General features: G+C 72.0%; 16 protein-coding genes. 8 read left to right on the top strand and 8 right to left on the bottom strand.

All coding sequences use genetic code 11. The features are described from left to right. Positions 1-4 precede the first annotated feature (4 nt). The gene (locus ACFQ9V_RS07235) at positions 5-1036 is read right to left on the bottom strand and encodes an aldo/keto reductase (protein WP_382458492.1); all 1032 of its coding nucleotides are present in this window, start codon (positions 1034-1036) and stop codon (positions 5-7) included. A 47-nt stretch (positions 1037-1083) separates the two neighbouring features. On the opposite strand from ACFQ9V_RS07235, the gene ACFQ9V_RS07230 reads away from it, so the two are divergent. Beyond that, positions 1084-1629, top strand: coding sequence for a metallophosphoesterase family protein (locus ACFQ9V_RS07230; protein ID WP_382458491.1), 546 nt, complete (start codon positions 1084-1086; stop codon positions 1627-1629). Positions 1630-1702: 73 nt separating this feature from the next. Here the strand turns inward: ACFQ9V_RS07230 and ACFQ9V_RS07225 are convergent, their stop codons facing one another. Continuing rightward, positions 1703-3208 carry a methyltransferase gene (locus ACFQ9V_RS07225; protein WP_382458490.1) on the bottom strand — a complete coding sequence of 502 codons (1506 nt, stop codon included), beginning with the start codon at positions 3206-3208 and terminating at the stop codon, positions 1703-1705. Between the two features lie 32 nt (positions 3209-3240). Here ACFQ9V_RS07225 and ACFQ9V_RS07220 point away from each other — a divergent pair, with 32 nt between their 5' ends. The 4 genes from ACFQ9V_RS07220 to ACFQ9V_RS07205 all read left to right on the top strand — a co-directional run bounded on the left by ACFQ9V_RS07220 (position 3241) and on the right by ACFQ9V_RS07205 (position 5752). Next, on the top strand, positions 3241-3534 hold the full coding sequence (locus ACFQ9V_RS07220) for an acylphosphatase (RefSeq protein WP_382458489.1): 294 nt from the start codon (positions 3241-3243) through the stop codon (positions 3532-3534). A 45-nt stretch (positions 3535-3579) separates the two neighbouring features. Beyond that, on the top strand, positions 3580-4470 hold the full coding sequence (locus ACFQ9V_RS07215) for an aminodeoxychorismate lyase (RefSeq protein WP_382458488.1): 891 nt from the start codon (positions 3580-3582) through the stop codon (positions 4468-4470). Positions 4471-4791: 321 nt separating this feature from the next. Beyond that, complete coding sequence (locus ACFQ9V_RS07210; RefSeq protein ID WP_382458487.1) at positions 4792-5124, top strand: hypothetical protein; 333 nt, start codon at positions 4792-4794, stop codon at positions 5122-5124. A gap of 13 nt (positions 5125-5137) precedes the next feature. Next, on the top strand, positions 5138-5752 hold the full coding sequence (locus ACFQ9V_RS07205) for a dihydrofolate reductase family protein (RefSeq protein WP_382458486.1): 615 nt from the start codon (positions 5138-5140) through the stop codon (positions 5750-5752). A gap of 6 nt (positions 5753-5758) precedes the next feature. Here the strand turns inward: ACFQ9V_RS07205 and ACFQ9V_RS07200 are convergent, their stop codons facing one another. Then, positions 5759-7615: a thioredoxin domain-containing protein gene (locus ACFQ9V_RS07200; RefSeq protein WP_382458485.1), complete on the bottom strand. Its 1857-nt coding sequence runs from the start codon at positions 7613-7615 to the stop codon at positions 5759-5761. Between the two features lie 59 nt (positions 7616-7674). On the opposite strand from ACFQ9V_RS07200, the gene ACFQ9V_RS07195 reads away from it, so the two are divergent. Beyond that, complete coding sequence (locus tag ACFQ9V_RS07195) at positions 7675-8508, top strand: aldo/keto reductase (RefSeq protein ID WP_382458484.1); 834 nt, start codon at positions 7675-7677, stop codon at positions 8506-8508. 71 nt (positions 8509-8579) lie between these two features. Next, positions 8580-8990 (top strand): hypothetical protein, encoded by a 411-nt coding sequence (locus ACFQ9V_RS07190; RefSeq protein WP_382458483.1) that lies wholly within the window; start codon positions 8580-8582, stop codon positions 8988-8990. A gap of 2 nt (positions 8991-8992) precedes the next feature. Here the strand turns inward: ACFQ9V_RS07190 and ACFQ9V_RS07185 are convergent, their stop codons facing one another. The 3 genes from ACFQ9V_RS07185 to ACFQ9V_RS07175 form a co-directional block, all read right to left on the bottom strand. Beyond that, entirely contained in the window at positions 8993-10561 is a 1569-nt protein-coding gene (locus ACFQ9V_RS07185; protein WP_382458482.1) for a long-chain fatty acid--CoA ligase, read from the bottom strand. 190 nt (positions 10562-10751) lie between these two features. Next, positions 10752-11042, bottom strand: coding sequence for a transcriptional regulator (locus ACFQ9V_RS07180; RefSeq protein ID WP_382458481.1), 291 nt, complete (start codon positions 11040-11042; stop codon positions 10752-10754). Positions 11043-11047: 5 nt separating this feature from the next. Further along, positions 11048-11674, bottom strand: coding sequence for a hypothetical protein (locus tag ACFQ9V_RS07175; protein WP_382458480.1), 627 nt, complete (start codon positions 11672-11674; stop codon positions 11048-11050). An 86-nt stretch (positions 11675-11760) separates the two neighbouring features. Between ACFQ9V_RS07175 and hrpA the strand changes: the two genes are divergently transcribed. After that, positions 11761-15660 (top strand): ATP-dependent RNA helicase HrpA, encoded by a 3900-nt coding sequence (hrpA, locus tag ACFQ9V_RS07170; protein WP_382458479.1) that lies wholly within the window; start codon positions 11761-11763, stop codon positions 15658-15660. A gap of 79 nt (positions 15661-15739) precedes the next feature. Here hrpA and ACFQ9V_RS07165 read toward each other — a convergent pair whose 3' ends face one another. Together ACFQ9V_RS07165 and ACFQ9V_RS07160 are read right to left on the bottom strand one after the other, a co-directional pair. Continuing rightward, positions 15740-16483, bottom strand: a complete 744-nt coding sequence (locus ACFQ9V_RS07165) for an SDR family oxidoreductase (RefSeq protein WP_382458478.1) — start codon at positions 16481-16483, stop codon at positions 15740-15742. A 37-nt stretch (positions 16484-16520) separates the two neighbouring features. Continuing rightward, positions 16521-17273: an amino acid ABC transporter ATP-binding protein gene (locus ACFQ9V_RS07160; protein ID WP_382458639.1), complete on the bottom strand. Its 753-nt coding sequence runs from the start codon at positions 17271-17273 to the stop codon at positions 16521-16523. Between the last annotated feature and the right edge of the window lie 29 nt (positions 17274-17302).

Here is a 17302-nt window from a genome sequence, read left to right as displayed (position 1 = left end):
CGGGCTAGCGCCCTCCCTCGCGCTTGCGGTGCCGCTGCGCGACGGCCTGCGGGCCGTACGGGTACACCTCTGTGCGCGGCGCGCTCGCGTCGTCGAGTGTGAAGAGCTGCTCGTCGCTCAGCTCCAGCTCGCCCGCGGCGAGGTTGTCGTCGAGCTGCTCGAGCGTGCGGGCGCCGAGGATCACGCTCGACACCGCGGGACGGTCGACCAGCCAGGCGAGGGCCACCTGCGACATGCTCGCGCCGGTCTCCTCGGCGACCGTCTGCACCGCGTCGATGACCTCCCACGTGTGCGGGTCGGCGTTGCGGGCGTCGAAGGCCTCCATCCCGCGCCTCGGGTTCTCGCCGAGCCTCGTCGAGCCGGTGGGCGACTCGTCGCGGCGGTACTTGCCGCTCAGCCAGCCGCCGGCCAGCGGCGACCACGGCAGCAGGCCGATCCCGGAGTCCAGCGCGGCGGGGACGACCTCGTGCTCGATGCCGCGCACCAGGAGGCTGTACTGCGGCTGCAGCGTGACCGGCGCGACGAAGCCGTAGGCGTCCGCGACGGCGACCGCCTTGGTGAGCTGCCAGCCGAGGTAGTTCGAGAAGCCGTAGTAGCCGATCTTGCCCGCGGTCACCGCGTCGTCCAGGAAGCGCAGCGTCTCCTCCAGCGGGGTGAGGTAGTCCCAGGCGTGCATCTGGTAGAGGTCGATGTGGTCGACGTCGAGCCGGCGCAGCGAGTCGTCGAGGGCCTTGCGCAGGTGGGTGCGGGACAGGCCGAGGTCGTTGGAGCCGGGCCCCATCGGGAAGCGCGCCTTGGTCGCGATGACGAGCCGGTCGCGGGCGCCGTGCTTGCGGGTCAGCCAGCGTCCGATGATCGTCTCCGACGTCCCCGCGCTGTAGACGTCCGCGGTGTCGATGAGGGTGCCGCCTGCGTCGACGAAGCGATCCAGGATGGCGTGCGAGGTCGGCTCGTCGGCCTCCGCGCCGAACGTCATCGTGCCGAGGGCGAAGGCGGACACGATGGTTCCGCTGTTTCCGAGGGTCCTGAGGTCCATGCCCCGACGCTAGCCTCGTCGCGGCTTATCGCCTACCGTTTGGCAACGTGAAGCTGCTGATGCTGTCCGACACGCACGTCCCCCTCCGGGCGAAGGCGCTGCCGCCGCAGGTGCTGGCCGCGGTGGAGGCGGCGGACGTGGTCCTGCATGCGGGCGACTGGGTGGACGAGGCGACCCTCGACCTGCTGGAGGAGCGGTCGCGGCGGCTGATCGGGGTGTGGGGCAACAACGACGGCCCCGGCCTGCGCGGCCGGCTGCCGGAGGTCGCGCGGTTCGAGCTGGGCGGACTGCGGTTCGCGATGGTCCACGAGACCGGGCCGGCGAAGGGCCGCGAGGAGCGCTGCGAGCGCGACTTCCCCGACGCGGACGTGCTGGTGTTCGGGCACTCGCACATCCCGTGGGACACGGTCGCGCCGGGAGGCCTGCGCCTCCTGAACCCGGGCTCCCCCACCGACCGCCGCCGCCAGCCGGTCTGCACGTACCTGACCGCGACCGTCGCCGACGCCCGCCTCGCCGACGTGCGCCTCGCCGACGTGCGCCTCGTCGACGTGCGCCTCGTCCCCGTGCGCCTCGTCCCCGGCCCGCCGCGCTAGCACCCGCCGAGTACGCGGATTGTCTGCGTACTCGACGGTTTTCGGCCTGACTTTCGGCGTACTCGGCGGTTGGCTACGGGAGGTGGAGGAGGGTGTCGGTGACGAGGGCGCGGACGGTGGGGAGGAGGTCGGCGCGCAGAGCGTCCTCGTCCACCTCGAGGAGCTGGGCGAGCGCGCCGACGATCGCGGCCACGCTGAGCTCGCCGTCGCAGGCGCCGACCAGCGCCGCCAGCCCGGTGTCGGCCCCGACCACGCGCCCGAAGCCGCCGCCCTGGCGCAGCAGGATGGCCGTGGGCGAGTCGGCGCCCGGCCACAGGTGCCGCTCCTCTGTCACGTCGCCCGCGACCGTGAGCCGCAGCGCGCCGAAGGCGTCGTCGTCCAGCACGGACTGCGCGTCGTGCGCCTCCAGGCACTCCCCGAGGTGGATGCCGAGCCCGGCCTGGTTCGCGCCCAGCGCCCCGTGCATCCGTTCGAACCGGCGCAGGGTCGGCACGCCCTCCGCCCGCCGCAGCAGCACGTAGCCGAAGCCGACCTCCCTGACCCCGCGCGCCTCGAAGTCGTCGAGCCAGGCGCCCAGCAGCGTGTCGAACGTCGTTCCCGGCCGCGTGCCGCCGTCGCGGATCCAGGTCTCGGCGTACTGGGCGGCGTCCTCGGTGTCGCGCTCGATCACCCACGCGTCGAGCGGGTGCGCGGAGTCGTCCACCCAGCCGCGCACGCGCTCCAGGGCGTCCGCCGTGTCGTGGTACTCCCAGTTGCCCAGGAGCTGCGCGACCCCGCCCGGGTTCAGGTGGTCGGAGCAGCCGGCGACGAAGGCCGCGACCAGGGCGTCGCCGACCATCCCGCCATCCCTGTACTCGTAGGCGGGGACGCCCTCGGTCCTCGGCGTGATGACGAACGGCGGATTGGAGACGATGTGGTCGAAGGCCTCCCCCGCCACCGGCTCGAACATGCTCCCGAGCCGGAACTCGATGCCCTCGACCCCGTTCAGCTCGGCGTTGAGCGCGGCGAGCCGGAGGGCGCGCTCGGAGATGTCCGTCGCCACGACCCGCTCCGCGTGCCGGGAGGCGTGCAGGGCCTGGATGCCGCAGCCGGTGCCGAGGTCGAGCGCCGAGCGCACGGGACGCTGGAGCATGAGGCCGCTGAGCGTCATGGAGGCGCCGCCGACGCCGAGCACGTGGTGCTCGGGGAGGGCGCCGCCCAGCGCGAGCTCGCCGAGGTCGGAGACGATCCACCACTCGGCGGGGCCGAGGGCATCCACGAACGCGTACGGACGGAGGTCGACGGCGGGGGCGATCAGGTCGTCCTCCTGCCTGATCAGCCCCAGTCCGGCCGCGTCGTCCAGCCCGAGGGCCGGCAGCGCCTCCGCCGCGGCGCCGCGGCCCACCGGCCTGCCAAGGACGAACAACTCCGCGAGTGTCGCCAGCCGGCTGCCGCCCGCCCGCGCGAGCGCACGTTCCGCAGGCACGCGCTGCCCGCGGTGCAGCGCCTCTGCGGCCTCCTCGCCCCACAGCGCGGTCAGCCCGTCGACGGTGAAGCCGGCGGCGGCGAGGTCGGAGCGGAGGGCGTCGATGGAGGTCACCGGACAATTCAATCAGGAGCAGAATGGGCGGCGTGAGCCAGGAACAGACGACGATCCGCAGGCGGGCGATCGTGACCGGGATGGTGCAGGGCGTCGGCTACCGCTGGAGCGCGCGCGAGGAGGCGCACCGACTGGGCGTGGCCGGCTGGGCGCGCAACCGCTCCGACGGCAGCGTGGAGGTCGAAGTGGAGGGCGAGCCCGCGAGCGTCGACCGGATGCTCGCCTGGCTGCGCACCGGGCCGCCGGGCAGCGCGGTCGAGGACGTGCGGGTCTCCGAAGCGGTCCCGGATGGCGACGACGCGTTCCGCATCCGGCAGACGGACTGAGCCGGCACCCCTGACTTCTGCGCTGCACCCGGGCACAATAGGCACATGACCCGCGCGACGCTGCTGACCATCACCGTGCCGACCGGAGAGCCCGCCACCGGCGACCCCGGCTTCGCCCTCGCCGACTTCGACGCCGCCCAGGTGCGGATCACCGACCTCGGCATCACCCGCGGCGACGGCGTCTTCGAGACCATCGCCGTCATCGACGGCCACCCGCAGGCGCTCGGCCCGCACCTCATGCGGCTCGCGCACTCAGCCGAGCTCCTCGACCTCCCCGTGCCCGCCGAGCACGTCTGGCACGAGGCGGTCCTCGCCGGTGTCGCGGACTACCAGTCGCGCAACGGCGCAGGCGGCGAGCTGTTCGCCAAGCTGATCTACACGCGCGGCGTGGAGGGCAGCGGCCGGCCGAGCGGCTGGATCTTCGTCGACCAGGGCGAGGATTTCACCCAGCAGCGCCTCGGCCTGAAGGTCGTCACGCTCGACCGCGGCCTCCGGCACGACGTGGCCGAGACCTCCCCGTGGCTGCTCGCCGGGGCCAAGAGCCTCTCGTACGCCGTGAACCGCGCGGCCCAGCGGGAGGCGGCGCGCCGCGGCGCGGACGACGTGATCTTCATCAGCTCGGACGGCTACGCGCTGGAGGGGCCGACCTCCAACGTGATCGTGCTCGCCGACGGCGCGGTCCGCACGCCGCAGACCGACCAGGGCATCCTCGCCGGGACGACGCAGGCCGCCGTCTTCGCGTTCTTCGCCGAGCGCGGCTACCCGACCGAGTACCGCCACATCACGGCGGAGGAGCTGGCGGACGCCGACGCGCTGTGGCTGGTCTCCAGCGTCCGCCAGGCCGGCCCGATCACCCACCTCGACGGCCGGGAGTACCCGGTCGACGCCGCCCTGACCGCCGACCTGAACCGGTACCTGCTTTCCCGCACCCACTGAGCCCCGCCCCGCCGTCCGGCACCCCCTGAGCCGACCCGCGCGTCGGCAACGGAGGAGTCCCGGCCGCCGCACGCCCGGAACTCCTCCGTTGACCGACGTGCCCCGGCGTGTCGGCCCCCATCTCCTCCGGTAGCCGCGGCGGGGAGTTCGGGCGGGCCGTTGGGGGTAGGGGCCGGCGGAAGGTGTTCACCTTGCCGTGGACTTCCCGTTACACCCCGATTCGCGGAGGCCGCTTTCGCCGTTTAGGCTGTACGACACCGTACCGGCGACGACGCCGGGACCGCCGCTATGGGGAACAGAGGCGCAGTGAAGGAGGGCGATGTGGACGAGGTCCCGAGCAGCATCGAAGTGCTGCGCCAGCAGGCGCGCGACGAGCTCTCCGCGATCATCGAGCACCGCTGCCGTGCCGGCGAGGACCCCTGGCATTTCATCCCCGACCTGCCGGGCGTCGACGAGCAGGTGGTCATCTCGCTGCGTGCCGGAGCCATCGAGGAGTTCGACCTCGCCGAGGAGCAGTCGCGGGCGCACCATCCCGCTGCCGGCCGCGACACGTACACGCGGTTCGAGTTCGGCGTTCTGCGCCGGATCGCCCTGGAGCACCCCGAACTGAGCGAAGCGGTCTGGGGGATGCTCGACAAGGTCGAGCGCGCGTAGTAAACCGGGCGGCATGGGGATCGTCACTGCCGATATCGCTGTCTCGCTCGACGGGTTCGCCGCCGGGCCCAACCAGTCGCTGGAGAACCCGCTCGGCGAGCGCGGGCTGGAGCGGCTGCACACCTGGATGTACGAGTACCGCGATGCGCACGTGGAGGAGATCGCCGCGATCACCTCGGCAGGCGCCTACGTGATGGGGCGCAACATGTTCGGCCCGGTGCGCGGCGACTGGCCGACCGAAGGCGACACGTTCGGCGACTGGCGCGGCTGGTGGGGCGACGATCCGCCGTACCACGCGCCGGTGTTCGTGCTGACCCATTACGAGCACGAGCCGATCCCGATGGAGGGCGGGACGACCTTCGAGTTCGTCACCGACGGCATCCACGCGGCGACCGATCTGGCGCGCGCGGCCGCCGGCGACGCGGATGTCACGATCGCGGGCGGCGCCGAGACGCTCAACCAGGCGCTCTGGGCGGGCATCGTGGACGAGTTGCGGCTGCACGTCGTGCCGCTCACGCTCGGCGCGGGCGAGCGGGTCTTCGACCGGGTGCCCTCCCTGCAGTTGGAGCTGCTGCGGTCGCGGGTGACGCCGGAGGTCGCGCACCTGACGTACCGGGTCGTGCGCTGAGGCCGCTCAGAGCCCGGCGGGCGACGTGACCGGGAGCCGGCAGACGAAGTCGCGGCAGAGGTAGGCGGTCGGGAGGCCGTCGCGCGTGCCGCGGGCGGCGAACAGCTGGAAGCCCGCTGCGGCAAGTGCCTCACCCTGGGGCGCGTCCACGAGCGCGACCAGGTCGGCGGGATGGCGGCGGGCGGCAGCGGTCAGACCCTCGGGATCATCCGGCGCACCCTCCGCGGGCTCGCTCACGACGACGAGCTGCTGCGGCTCGCCCTCCAGTCGCGACATCAGCGCCAGCGCGGCGCCGAACGCGCTCGGGACGCTCGCCGCAGGCCCCGCGACCAGCCGCATCGCCTCGCGTGCGGCGCGCTCGTAGCGGCGGCTCGCCGTCATCAGGAAGAGTGTGTGCGCCGCGGAGGCCGTCGCGGTGAGGCCGGACGGGTACGCGCCCTCGGACGGGTCGACGCGCACGGCGAGGCCGGTCGACTTCAGCAGCGGGTCGCCGCCGCCCGGGACGCCGAACGGGCACTCGCCGCCGTCCACAGCTTCCAGGCACAAGTCCACCAACTCGCGCGCCACAGTAGCGGCCTCCACGTCGCCGCTCGCGAGCGCCAGCTCCAGGAGGCCGCCGGCGAGTCCGCCGTAGTCCTCCAACGTCGCCACCGCCTCGGACACGGCGCCGTCGACCGACGCTCGGCCGAGCGTTCCGTCGGGCCGTCGATGCGTGTCGAGCACGGAGCGGGCGGCCTCCCTGGCCGCGACGATCCAGGCCGGCCGGTTCAGGATGCGGCCCGCGCGGGCGAGCGCGCCGATCGCGAAGCCGTTCCAGCCGGTGAGCACCTTCTCGTCCAGCGCGGGAGGCGTGAGCGTCGCGCGCTCGGCCGGCGGGACGCGGTAGTAGCCGCCCTCCACGCGGGCACCCTCGATCACGCTCTCGGAGTCCTGCGCCGAGGCGAACGCGCCGCCGGGCCGGCGGAGCACGCCGAGCAGGAACGCGGCCACCCCGTCCGCCGTGCGCTCGGCCCACTCCTCGCCGGTCTGCGCCCACGCCGTCGCGTACGCGTCGAGGAGCTGCGCGTTGTCGTACAGCATCCGCTCGTAGTGCGGGTCGCTCCAGTCGCGGCGGGTGGCGTAGCGGAAGAAGCCGCCGTCGACCGGGTCGCGCAGCGGGGAGTCCGCCATCCCGCGCAGGGTGCGGTGCGCCAGCTCGCGGCCCGCCGGCCGCTCCAGCAGGAAGCCGAGGACCGGCGCGACCGGGAACTTGGGCGCGCCGCCGAACCCGCCGTACAACGGGTCCTCGGTCTCGGCGAGCGCAGCGACCGCCGCGTCGAGGGCGCGGCCTCCCGGCAGCTCGGAGGCCGTCGTGGCCCGCGCCGCCGCCGCGGCGAGCGCCTCCCCGACCTTGCCCGCGTCCGCCTCCACCTCGGCGCGGCGGTCCGTCCAGGCGTCGGCGACCGCATCCAGGATCTGCCTGAACGACGGCCGGCCTCCGGTCGCGACCGGCGGGAAGTAGGTGCCCGCGAAGAACGCGCGCCCCGACGAGGTGGCGAAGACGGTCAACGGCCAGCCGAGGCCCTCGGTGAACGCGCTCGCCGCCGAGAGGTAGGCGGCGTCGACATCGGGATGCTCCTCCCGGTCGACCTTGATCGACACGAACCGCTCGTTCATCAGCGCGGCGACCAACGGGTCGCTGAAGCTCTCCCGCGCCATCACATGGCACCAGTGGCAGGTCGCGTAGCCGATCGAGACGATGACCGGCACGTCGCGGCGGCGCGCCTCGGCGAAGGCCTCCGGCCCCCACGGGAACCAGTCCACCGGGTTCTCCGCATGCGCGCGCAGGTAGGGACTGATCGCGCCCGCCAGCCGGTTCGTCATGCGCTCACCCTACGACCCCGGGTCCGGTCGGAGCGCGCGGGCTTGCTATCGTGGACGATATGGTTGCACACGCAAATACTCCGCTCCTGACCCTGAACAACGGCACCACCATCCCGCAGCTCGGCTTCGGCGTCTTCAAGGTCGACCCGGCCGAGACGACCCGCATCGTCACCGACGCGCTGGAGGTCGGCTACCGCCACATCGACACCGCCGCCATCTACGGCAACGAGGAGGGCGTGGGCACCGCGATCGCCTCCTCCGGCATCGCGCGCGACGAGCTGTTCGTCACGACCAAGCTCTGGAACGACCGGCAGACCGACGCGGAGGCCGCCTTCGACGAGTCCCTCGGCAAGCTCGGCCTCGACTACGTGGACCTCTACCTCATCCACTGGCCGACCCCGCAGAAGGACACCTTCGTGGAGGCCTGGACGTCGCTGGAGAAGATCTACGCCACCGGCCGCGCCAAGGCCATCGGCGTCTCCAACTTCCTCGTCCCGCACCTGGAGAAGCTGCTCGCGGACACCGAGATCGTGCCGGCCGTCAACCAGATCGAGCTGCACCCGGCGCACCAGCAGCCGGAGGTCACCGCGTTCGCGCGCGAGCACGGCATCCACATCGAGGCCTGGGGTCCGCTCGGGCAGGGCAAGTACCCGCTGTTCGACGCCCCGGAGGTCGCCGGCCCGGCCGCCGCGCACGGCAAGACCCCCGCGCAGGTCGTCATCCGCTGGCACCTGCAGACTGGCAACATCGTGTTCCCCAAGTCGAACCGCCGCGAGCGGATGGCGGAGAACTTCGACGTCTTCGACTTCGAGTTGAGCGCCGCCGAGGTCGCCGCGATCACGGCGATGGAGCGCGAGGGCCGCGTCAGCGCGCACCCCAACGAGGTCAACTGACCCTCGGCTGCGCCTCTGCGGGCGCGGAGGCGGGTCCTCCGCGCCCGCCGCAGGGCGGCTAGGCTCGCACCGTGAGAATCACCACGATCACGGGGAAGGTCATCTACGTCGTCGGCGTCTTCGGCGGGATCCTGGCGCTCAACTTCTTCATCATCGACCGCCTCGTCAACCCGGCGCTCGACGTGCTGGTCGTCGCGGTGCTCAACGTGGCCTACGTGATCGTCGGGACCCGCATCTTCCGCGGCGAGGGCGAGAACCGCGAGGACCCGCGACCCTGGTGGCGGGCGACCGGGCGCCCGGCGGCGGGATTCTGGCTAGGCGGGATCCTCGCGATCCTGGCCTTCATCTCCTGCGTCGGCGCGCTCGCGAGCAAGCCGGAGAACGCGGTCGTGCCCGCGGTCGCGTGCATCAGCTACGCGCTGCTCGCGGCGTACTACCTCAACTCGTCCTACCGGCTCCGCCTCCTCGACACGGCGCCGTAGCCCTACCCGACGGGGGTCTGCGTCTCGAAGCGGGCGACCAGCTCGCGCTTGAGCACCTTGCCGCTCGGGCCGAGCGGCAGGGTCTCCAGGATCTCCACGCGCCGCGGGTACTTGTACGCCGCCACGCGCTCCTGCGCGAACACGACCAGCTCCTCCCCCGTCGCCTCGGAGCCCGGCATCAGCGTGACCGCCGCCATGATCTCCTGGCCGTGCGTGTCGTGCGCGACGCCGAACACCGCCACGAGCGCGACGGCGGGATGCGTGGAAAGCGCCTCCTCCACCTCCCGCGGGTACACGTTGTAGCCGTTGCGCACGATCATGTCCTTCTTGCGGTCCACGATCGTGATGTAGTCGTCCTCGCTCTTCGTGCCGAGGTCGCCGGTGCGGAACCAGCCGTCCACGACCGCCTCCGCGTTGGCCTCCGGGAGGTTGAGGTAGCCCTTCATCAGGTTGTGGCCGCGGATGACGATCTCGCCGAGCTCGCCGCGCGGCAGCAGGTGGATGGCGTCGTCCACCTCCGGGTCCGCGATGTCGACGTCGACGCCCCAGATCGGCTGGCCGACGGTGCCGACCCTGGTCGGCTTCCCGCGGCTGTTGAACGAGGCGACCGGCGAGGTCTCGGTGAGCCCGTAGCCCTCGTGGATGTCGATGCCGTAGACCTCCTTCATCCGCTCGATGACCGCGACCGGGATGGCCGCGCCGCCGCTCAGGCCGTAACGCAGCGGCGGCCGCTCCGGGTTGGTCTTGGCGGCCTCCAGCAGCGCGATGTACATGGTCGGCACGCCGGTCATGATGGTGCAGCCGTGCGCGTTGAGCAGCTGCAGCGCCGTCGCCCCGTCGAACTTCGGCACCAGCACGATGGTCGCCCCTGCGCGGAAGCCCATGTTCATGACGCAGGTCTGCCCGAAGGTGTGGAAGAGCGGGAGGCAGCCGAGCACCCGGTCGGTCGGCTCGAAGTCGAAGGTGCCGAAGAGCAGGACGTTCACCTGCTCCACGAGGGCGAAGTGGCACCCCTCCGCGCCCTTCGGCTTGCCGGTCGTGCCGCTCGTGTAGAGGATGGTCGCGGTGTCCACCGGGTCGCGCGGCACGTACGTGTCGATCGGCTCGGCGCCGGCCGCGGCGTCCTCCAGGCGCGGGAACGGGAGCCGCTCGACCATGTCGTCCGGCACCAGCACCGAGAGCGTGCCGATGCCGGCGAGCGCCGCGCCCTTCGCGCCCTCGGCCAGCAGCGGCGCCGCGCAGATCAGCAGCGTCGATCCGGAGTCCCGCAGCATGTACTCGATCTCGGCCGCCTTGAGCAGCGCGTGGATGGGGACGACGACCGCGCCCAGGGCCAGCACCGCGTAGTAGGCGCGCGGGAAGTCGGGCACGTTCGGGATCATCAGCGCCACCCGGTCCCCCGGTCCGACGCCGAGGTCGCGCAGCGCTCCCGCGTAGCGGCGGGTCTCGTCCCAGAGGTCGCGGTAGGCGATCTCCTGGCCGTTGAAGATCAACGCCACGTTGTCGGGCATCCGGTGAGCGGTCTCGGCCAGGATGCTGGCGACGGACATGGTGGCGTAGCCGTGGGGCATGGCGGGGCTCCTTCGTCGACTGTGACGTGACCCGGTCGGGTTGAGGGAAACCTACGTCACGGTGCACGCGCCCACAATGCCCAGTTCGCGCCACTCCCACGTGCCCCCGCTTCGGCCGAGGGGCACGTTGTTGTCACTTACGGCGTCCGAAAGTGACAACGACGTGCCCTTCGGCGTCTGCTAACGGGGGTCACGTGCCGAGGATGGACTTCAGGGCTGCGGTGTAGTCCTCGAACGCGCGGCGGCCGGACGTGGTCAGCGCGAGGTAGGTGACCGGGACGCGGCCGCGGTGCGTCTTCTCGACCTCCACGTAGCCGGCGTCCTCCAGCTTGCGCAGGTGCGTCGCCAGGTTGCCCGCGGTGAGGTCGAGCAGCTCCTGGAGGCGCGGGAACGACATGCTGCCGCCCTCCGCGACCGTCGCCAGGGTCGCCGTGATCTTGAGGCGGGCGGCGGCGTGGATGATCGGGTCCAGCTCGTCCACGCCGGTCACCGCCGCCGGGAGCTCGGGGAGCGCAGCATCCGGAGGGTGACGATCGCTCCTGCGCCGAAGATCACGCCGCCCGCGACGGCCATGAGCAGGAGATTCGGCCCGAGGCCGAGGAACGGCGCGACCGCGCCCACGACCAGCAAGGCGAGGCCGAGGACGAGCTGCAGCCGGTCGTGCCAGATCGCGGAGCCGGCGAGGTAGAGGGTGCCGCACATCAGCGCGTAGGCGCTCGGGAAGTACAGTCCGGCGAAGTCGCCCGCCAGGCCCTGCACGATCATGCCGATGCCGAGCAGCGCGAACGCGACGGAGCACACCGACCAGGAGACGCCGTAGACGGTGCCCGCGTACTGGGACTCCCCGCGCACGCCGCGGCCGATGCGCGAGCCGATCACGGCGGAGGCCACGATCGAGCCGGCGATCAGCACGCCGAAGACGATGCCGGCCGCAACCGGGTCGACCACGCCGAGCTGCGCGAGGTAGAGGGCGAGGAAGCCGACCAGCCAGGCCACCGCCCACACGGTGTACAGCCAGACGACAGGGAGGCGGTATTCACGGCTGACACGACGCTGCTGGCCGTCGATGAGGTCCAGCATCTCCCGCGCGTCGCCGGGCAGGTTCTCATTCATGCAAACTTTGTAACACAAAGTACTCTGCGTGCACAAGAGTTTTGCGAAGCTGTAGATGTCCGCCGGGCGGATAGACTGGAGGGCTCATGTCCGCACCGGTCGCCCTCCCCCGCATCGTCTTCCCGCCCGAGCTGCCCGTCAGCCAGATGCGGGACGACATCGCGCGCGCGATCCGCGACAACCAGGTCGTGATCGTGGCCGGCGAGACCGGCTCGGGCAAGACCACACAGCTCCCGAAGATCTGCCTCGAACTCGGCAGGGAGAGCATCGGCCACACCCAGCCGCGGCGGCTCGCGGCCCGCACGATCGCCGAGCGCATCGCGGAGGAGCTGGGCCAGAGCATCGGCGAGCTCGTCGGCTACCAGGTGCGCTTCACCGACCGGGTGTCCGCGGCCACCCGCATCAAGCTGATGACGGACGGCATCCTGCTCAACGAGATCCACCGCGACCGGCTGCTGCGGGCCTACGACACGATCATCATCGACGAGGCGCACGAGCGCAGCCTCAACATCGACTTCCTGCTCGGCTACCTCCGCGAACTGCTGCCGAAGCGGCCCGACCTCAAGGTGATCATCACCTCCGCCACCATCGACCCGGAGAGCTTCGCCGCGCACTTCGCCGCCGCGGACGGCACGCCCGCGCCGATCGTGGAGGTCTCCGGCCGCACCTATCCGGTGGAGCTGCGCTACCGGCCGCTCGTCGCCGAGGCGCTGGAGGCCGACGAGGACGACCCGGACCCGGTCCCCGGCGTCGACCGCGACTACCTCCAGGGCATCAACGACGCCCTCGACGAGCTGGCCCGCGAGGCGGCAGGCGACGTGCTCGTCTTCCTCTCCGGCGAGAACGAGATCCGGGACGCCGCCGACGCGATCCGCGGCCGCAATCTCCCCGGCACCGAGGTGCTGCCGCTGTACGGGAGGCTGTCCTCCGCCGAGCAGCACCGCGTCTTCCAGCCCTCCACCATGCCCGGCGTCCGGCGTCGGGTGGTGCTCGCGACCAACGTGGCCGAGACCAGCCTCACCGTGCCCGGCATCAAGTACGTGGTGGACGCCGGCACCGCCCGCATCAGCCGCTACTCCACGCGCGCCAAGGTGCAGCGCCTCCCGATCGAGGCCATCTCGCAGGCGAGCGCCAACCAGCGCTCCGGCCGGTCGGGCCGCACGAGCGACGGCATCGCGATCCGGCTGTACTCGCAGGAGGACTTCGAGAAGCGGCCGGAGTTCACCGAGCCGGAGGTCCTGCGCACCAACCTGGCGGCCGTCATCCTGCAGATGATCTCGCTCGGGCTCGGCGACATCGCGGCCTTCCCGTTCCTGACGCCGCCGGACTCCCGCGGCATCAAGGACGGCCTCGACCTGCTGGCCGAGCTCGGCGCGACCCGCTCGTCCACCCGCTCCGGAGGCATCGAGCTGACCAAGATCGGGAACCAGCTCGCCCGGCTCCCCATCGACCCGCGGTTCGCCCGCATGGTCGTGGAGTCGAAGCGGCACAACACGTCGCGGGAGGTCATGGCGATCGTCGCCGGCCTCACCATCCAGGACGTCCGCGAGCGCCCGGTCGAGAAGCGCGGCAGCGCCGACGAGAAGCATGCGCGCTTCGTCGACCCGACCAGCGACTTCCTCACGCTCCTCAACCTCTGGAACTACCTGGAGGAGCAGCAGCGCGAGCTGTCCTCCAGCGCGTTCCGGCGGCTGTGCAAGGCCGAGTACCTCAACTTCCTGCGCGTGCGCGAGTGGCAGGACGTCTACCGGCAGCTCCGTCAGCTCGCCCGCCCGCTGGAGCTGACCATCGGCGAGCCGTCGATCAACTCGGACGGCATCCACCGCTCGCTGCTCGCCGGGCTGCTGTCGCACCTCGGGCTCAAAGACGTACGGCAGAACTCATCAGGGGGTTTGGCCGGCAACAAGGGCTCCGCGCGCGGCCAGCGCCAGTCCGAGTACCTCGGCGCGCGGCAGACCCGGTTCGTGATCTTCCCCGGCTCGGCGCTCGCCAAGAAGCAGCCGAACGCGATCATGTCCGCCGAGCTCGTGGAGACCTCCCGGCTGTTCGCGCGGATGAACGCGGCCGTCGACCCGGCCTGGGCCGAGCCCATCGCGGGCGACCTGTGCAAGCGGCAGTACAGCGAGCCGCACTGGGAGAAGAGCCAGGGCGCGGTCGTCGCCTACGAGCGGGTCACTCTGTACGGGGTGCCGATCATCCCGCGGCGCCGGGTCCAGTACGCGCGCATCGACGCAGAGCTGTCCCGGGAGCTGTTCATCCGGCATGCGCTCGTGGACGGCGAGTGGGACTCGCGGCAGGCGTTCGACCGCGCCAACCGCACGCTGCTCGCCGAGCTGCGTGAGCTGGAGGAGCGCACCCGCCGCCGCGACATCCTCAACGACGACGAGGCCGTGTTCGAGTTCTACGACGCGCGCATCCCGGCCGACGTGGTCTCCACGCGCTCGTTCGAGGGCTGGTGGAAGAAGGCGCGCACCGAGACGCCCGACCTCCTGACGATGACCGCCGAGGCGCTGCTCGAGGATGACGCGGCCGGCATCGACGAGGACGCCTTCCCGCCGGTCTGGCGTCAGGGGGACCAGCGGCTCACCCTCCGCTACCGCTTCGAGCCGGGCGCGGAGGACGACGGCGTGACCGTGCAGGTGCCGCTCCCGCTGCTCGCCGGGCTCGTGCCGGACGGCTTCGACTGGCAGGTGCCCGGCCTCCGCCAGGATCTGGTCACGGCCATGATCAAGTCGCTGCCGAAGGCGATCCGCCGCCAGGTCGTGCCCGCCGCCGACTGGGCGAAGCGCCTGCTCGGGGAGCTGTCCAGCGCGGCCGGGATGGATGCCCACGCCGGGCGCCGGCCCGCGGCCTCCCTCGCCGAGACGCTCGCGGCCACCATCTCGCGGCAGACCGGCTCGCGGGTCAGCGCAACGGACTTCGACCTGGAGCGGCTGCCCGCCCACCTGCGGCCGACCTTCCAGGTGCTCGGCGAACGCGGCCGCCCGCTCGCGAGCGGCAAAGACCTGATGGCGCTGCAGGAGCGACTGCGCTCGCGCGCCCGCGACTCGGTCGCCCGCGTCGCGGAGGCGCGTACGCCCGACGCGATCGAGCGCTCCGGCCTCACCACCTGGGACCTGGAGGAGCTGCCCCGCCACCTCGACACGACGCAGAAGGGCCCGGGCGGCACCGTGAACACGATCCGCGCCTACCCCGCGCTGGTGGACGACGGCGCGAGCGTCAGCATCCGACTGATGTCGACACCGACCGAGCAGGCGCGCGCGCTGCCCGGCGGGGTCAGGAGGCTGCTGCTCGCGAGCATCCCGTCGCCCGTCGCGTACGTGCAGCAGCACCTGACCGCCAACGAGAAGCTGACGCTGGCGGCGAGCCCGTACCCGAACACGAAGGCGCTGTTCGACGACTGCCTGCTCGCGGTGATCGACTCGGTGCTGTACCGGATGAAGCCGGACGGCCAGCTCTTCATGCGCGCCGAGTTCGAGGCGGTGCGCGACCGGGTGTCCGGGGTCGTGATGGACTCCATGTTCGAGACCGTCGCGCTGGTCACCCGCATCCTGACCGCGGCGCGCGCCGCCGAGAAGGCGATCGGCGGGACGACGGCGCTGGCGTACCTGCCGTCGCTCAACGACGCCAAGACGCAGCTCGGCGGGCTGGTCTGGGCTGACAAGAAGGATGGGCCCGGCTTCGTCTCGGCGACCGGCCTCGTCCAGCTCGCGCACCTGCCGCGCTACGTGAACGGGATCACCCAGCGCATGCAGGCGCTGCCGACGAACCCCGGCCGCGACCGCGCCTGGCAGACCCAGGTGGAGACCGCGACGGCGCTCTACACGGAGGCCGGCGGCCGCATCCCGCCCGCCCCGCACGCGCCCGAGAACCTGGTGCACGCCCGCTGGATGCTGGAGGAGTTCCGCGTGTCGCTGTTCGCGCAATCGCTCGGCACCGCCGAGACCGTGTCGCTCCAGCGCATCCGCAAAGTCCTCGGGGGCTGACCGAGGCAATCCGTTCCGGAGTTGTGTACGCAACACGCCGTCGATGGGCGTACACAACTCCGGAACGGATTGCTGGGGCTCACACGGGGAGGTGGAAGCCGCCGTTCGAGTGGAGGAGCTGGCCGTTGATCCAGCCGCCGGACGGGGAGAGCAGGAACGCGACCAGGTCGGCGGTGTCCTGCGGGCGGCCGAGGCGGCCGAGGGCGGTCTCGCCGGCGAGGGTCTCGGCGAGGCCGGGGGTCATCCAGCCGGTGTCGATCGGGCCCGGGTTGATGAGGTTGGCAGTGATGCCGAGGTGTGCGAGCTCCACGGCGGCCGCGATCACGATGCGGTCGAGCGCGCCCTTGCTGGCGCCGTACGGGAGGTTGTGCGCGGTGTGGTCGCTGGTGAGGGCGACGATGCGGCCGGAACCCGGCTCGCTCTCGAACTGCTCGGCGAACGCGCGGATCAGCAGCCAGCTCCCGCGCGTGTTGACGGCGAAGTGCCGGTCGAACGCGGCGACGCTCGTGTCGAGGAGCCCGCTGTCGACGGAGTAGGCGTGGCTGCCCACGAGCGCCCGGATCGGTCCCAGCTCGGCGCGCACGCGGCGGATGAGGTCCTGCGGGCCGTCCTCGGTCGACAAGTCGGCTGTGAAGCCGACCACCCGGGCGCCGGGCGACCCCGCCTCCTCGGCCAGGGCCTCCGGGAATCCGGGCTCCGGCTCAAGGTCCGCGAACGCCACATCCCAGCCGTCGGCGGCCAGCCGCCGGACGATCCCGGCCCCGATCGCGGCGGGCCGGCCGACACCGGTGACCAGGACGAGGGGACGACTGTTCTCGGTCATCCCCTCATCCTGGCAGAGCCGGTGTGCACCGTTCCGGCTACAGCACCTTGGACAGGAAGGCCTGCGTGCGCTGGTGCTGCGGGTTGGCGAGCACCTCGCGCGGGTCGCCGGACTCCACCACGACGCCGCCGTCCATGAAGACCAGCTCGTCCGCGACCTCGCGGGCGAAGCCCATCTCGTGGGTGACGACGACCATCGTCATGCCGGAGGCCGCCAGGCCCTTCATCACGTCGAGCACCTCGCCGACCAGCTCGGGGTCGAGGGCGGACGTCGGCTCGTCGAACAGCATGAGCTTCGGGTCCATCGCCAGCGCGCGAGCGATCGCCACGCGCTGCTGCTGGCCGCCGGAGAGCTGCGACGGGTAGTGGTCGCCCTTGTCCGCGAGGCCGACGCGCACGAGCAGCTCGTTCGCCCGCTCCACGGCCCGCGCCTTCGGGAGGCCCTTGACCCGGATCGGCGCCTCGATGATGTTCTCGAGGGCCGTCATGTGCGGGAACAGGTTGAAGCGCTGGAACACCATGCCGATCTCGCGGCGCTGGCGGGAGGCCTCCTTCGGCTTCAGCTCGTAGAGCTTGTCGCCGTGCTGCCGGTAGCCGACCACTTGGCCGTCGACCGACAGGCGGCCGGCGTCCACGCGCTCCAGGTGGTTGATGCAGCGCAGGAAGGTGGACTTGCCCGACCCGGACGGGCCGATGATGCAGAGCACCTCGCCCGGCCGCACGGACAGCGTGATGGACTTGAGCACCTCGTTGGAGCCGAAGCTCTTGGAGACGCCCTCGGCCAGGACCATCGGCGTGACGCCGGCCCGCGCGGTTGTGT

The organism is Leifsonia sp. NPDC056665 (assembly GCF_042791795.1).
Lineage (GTDB): Bacteria > Actinomycetota > Actinomycetes > Actinomycetales > Microbacteriaceae > Leifsonia.
The sequence above is the reverse complement of the archived record's forward strand: the minus strand, read 5'-3'. Positions and strand labels throughout refer to the sequence as shown.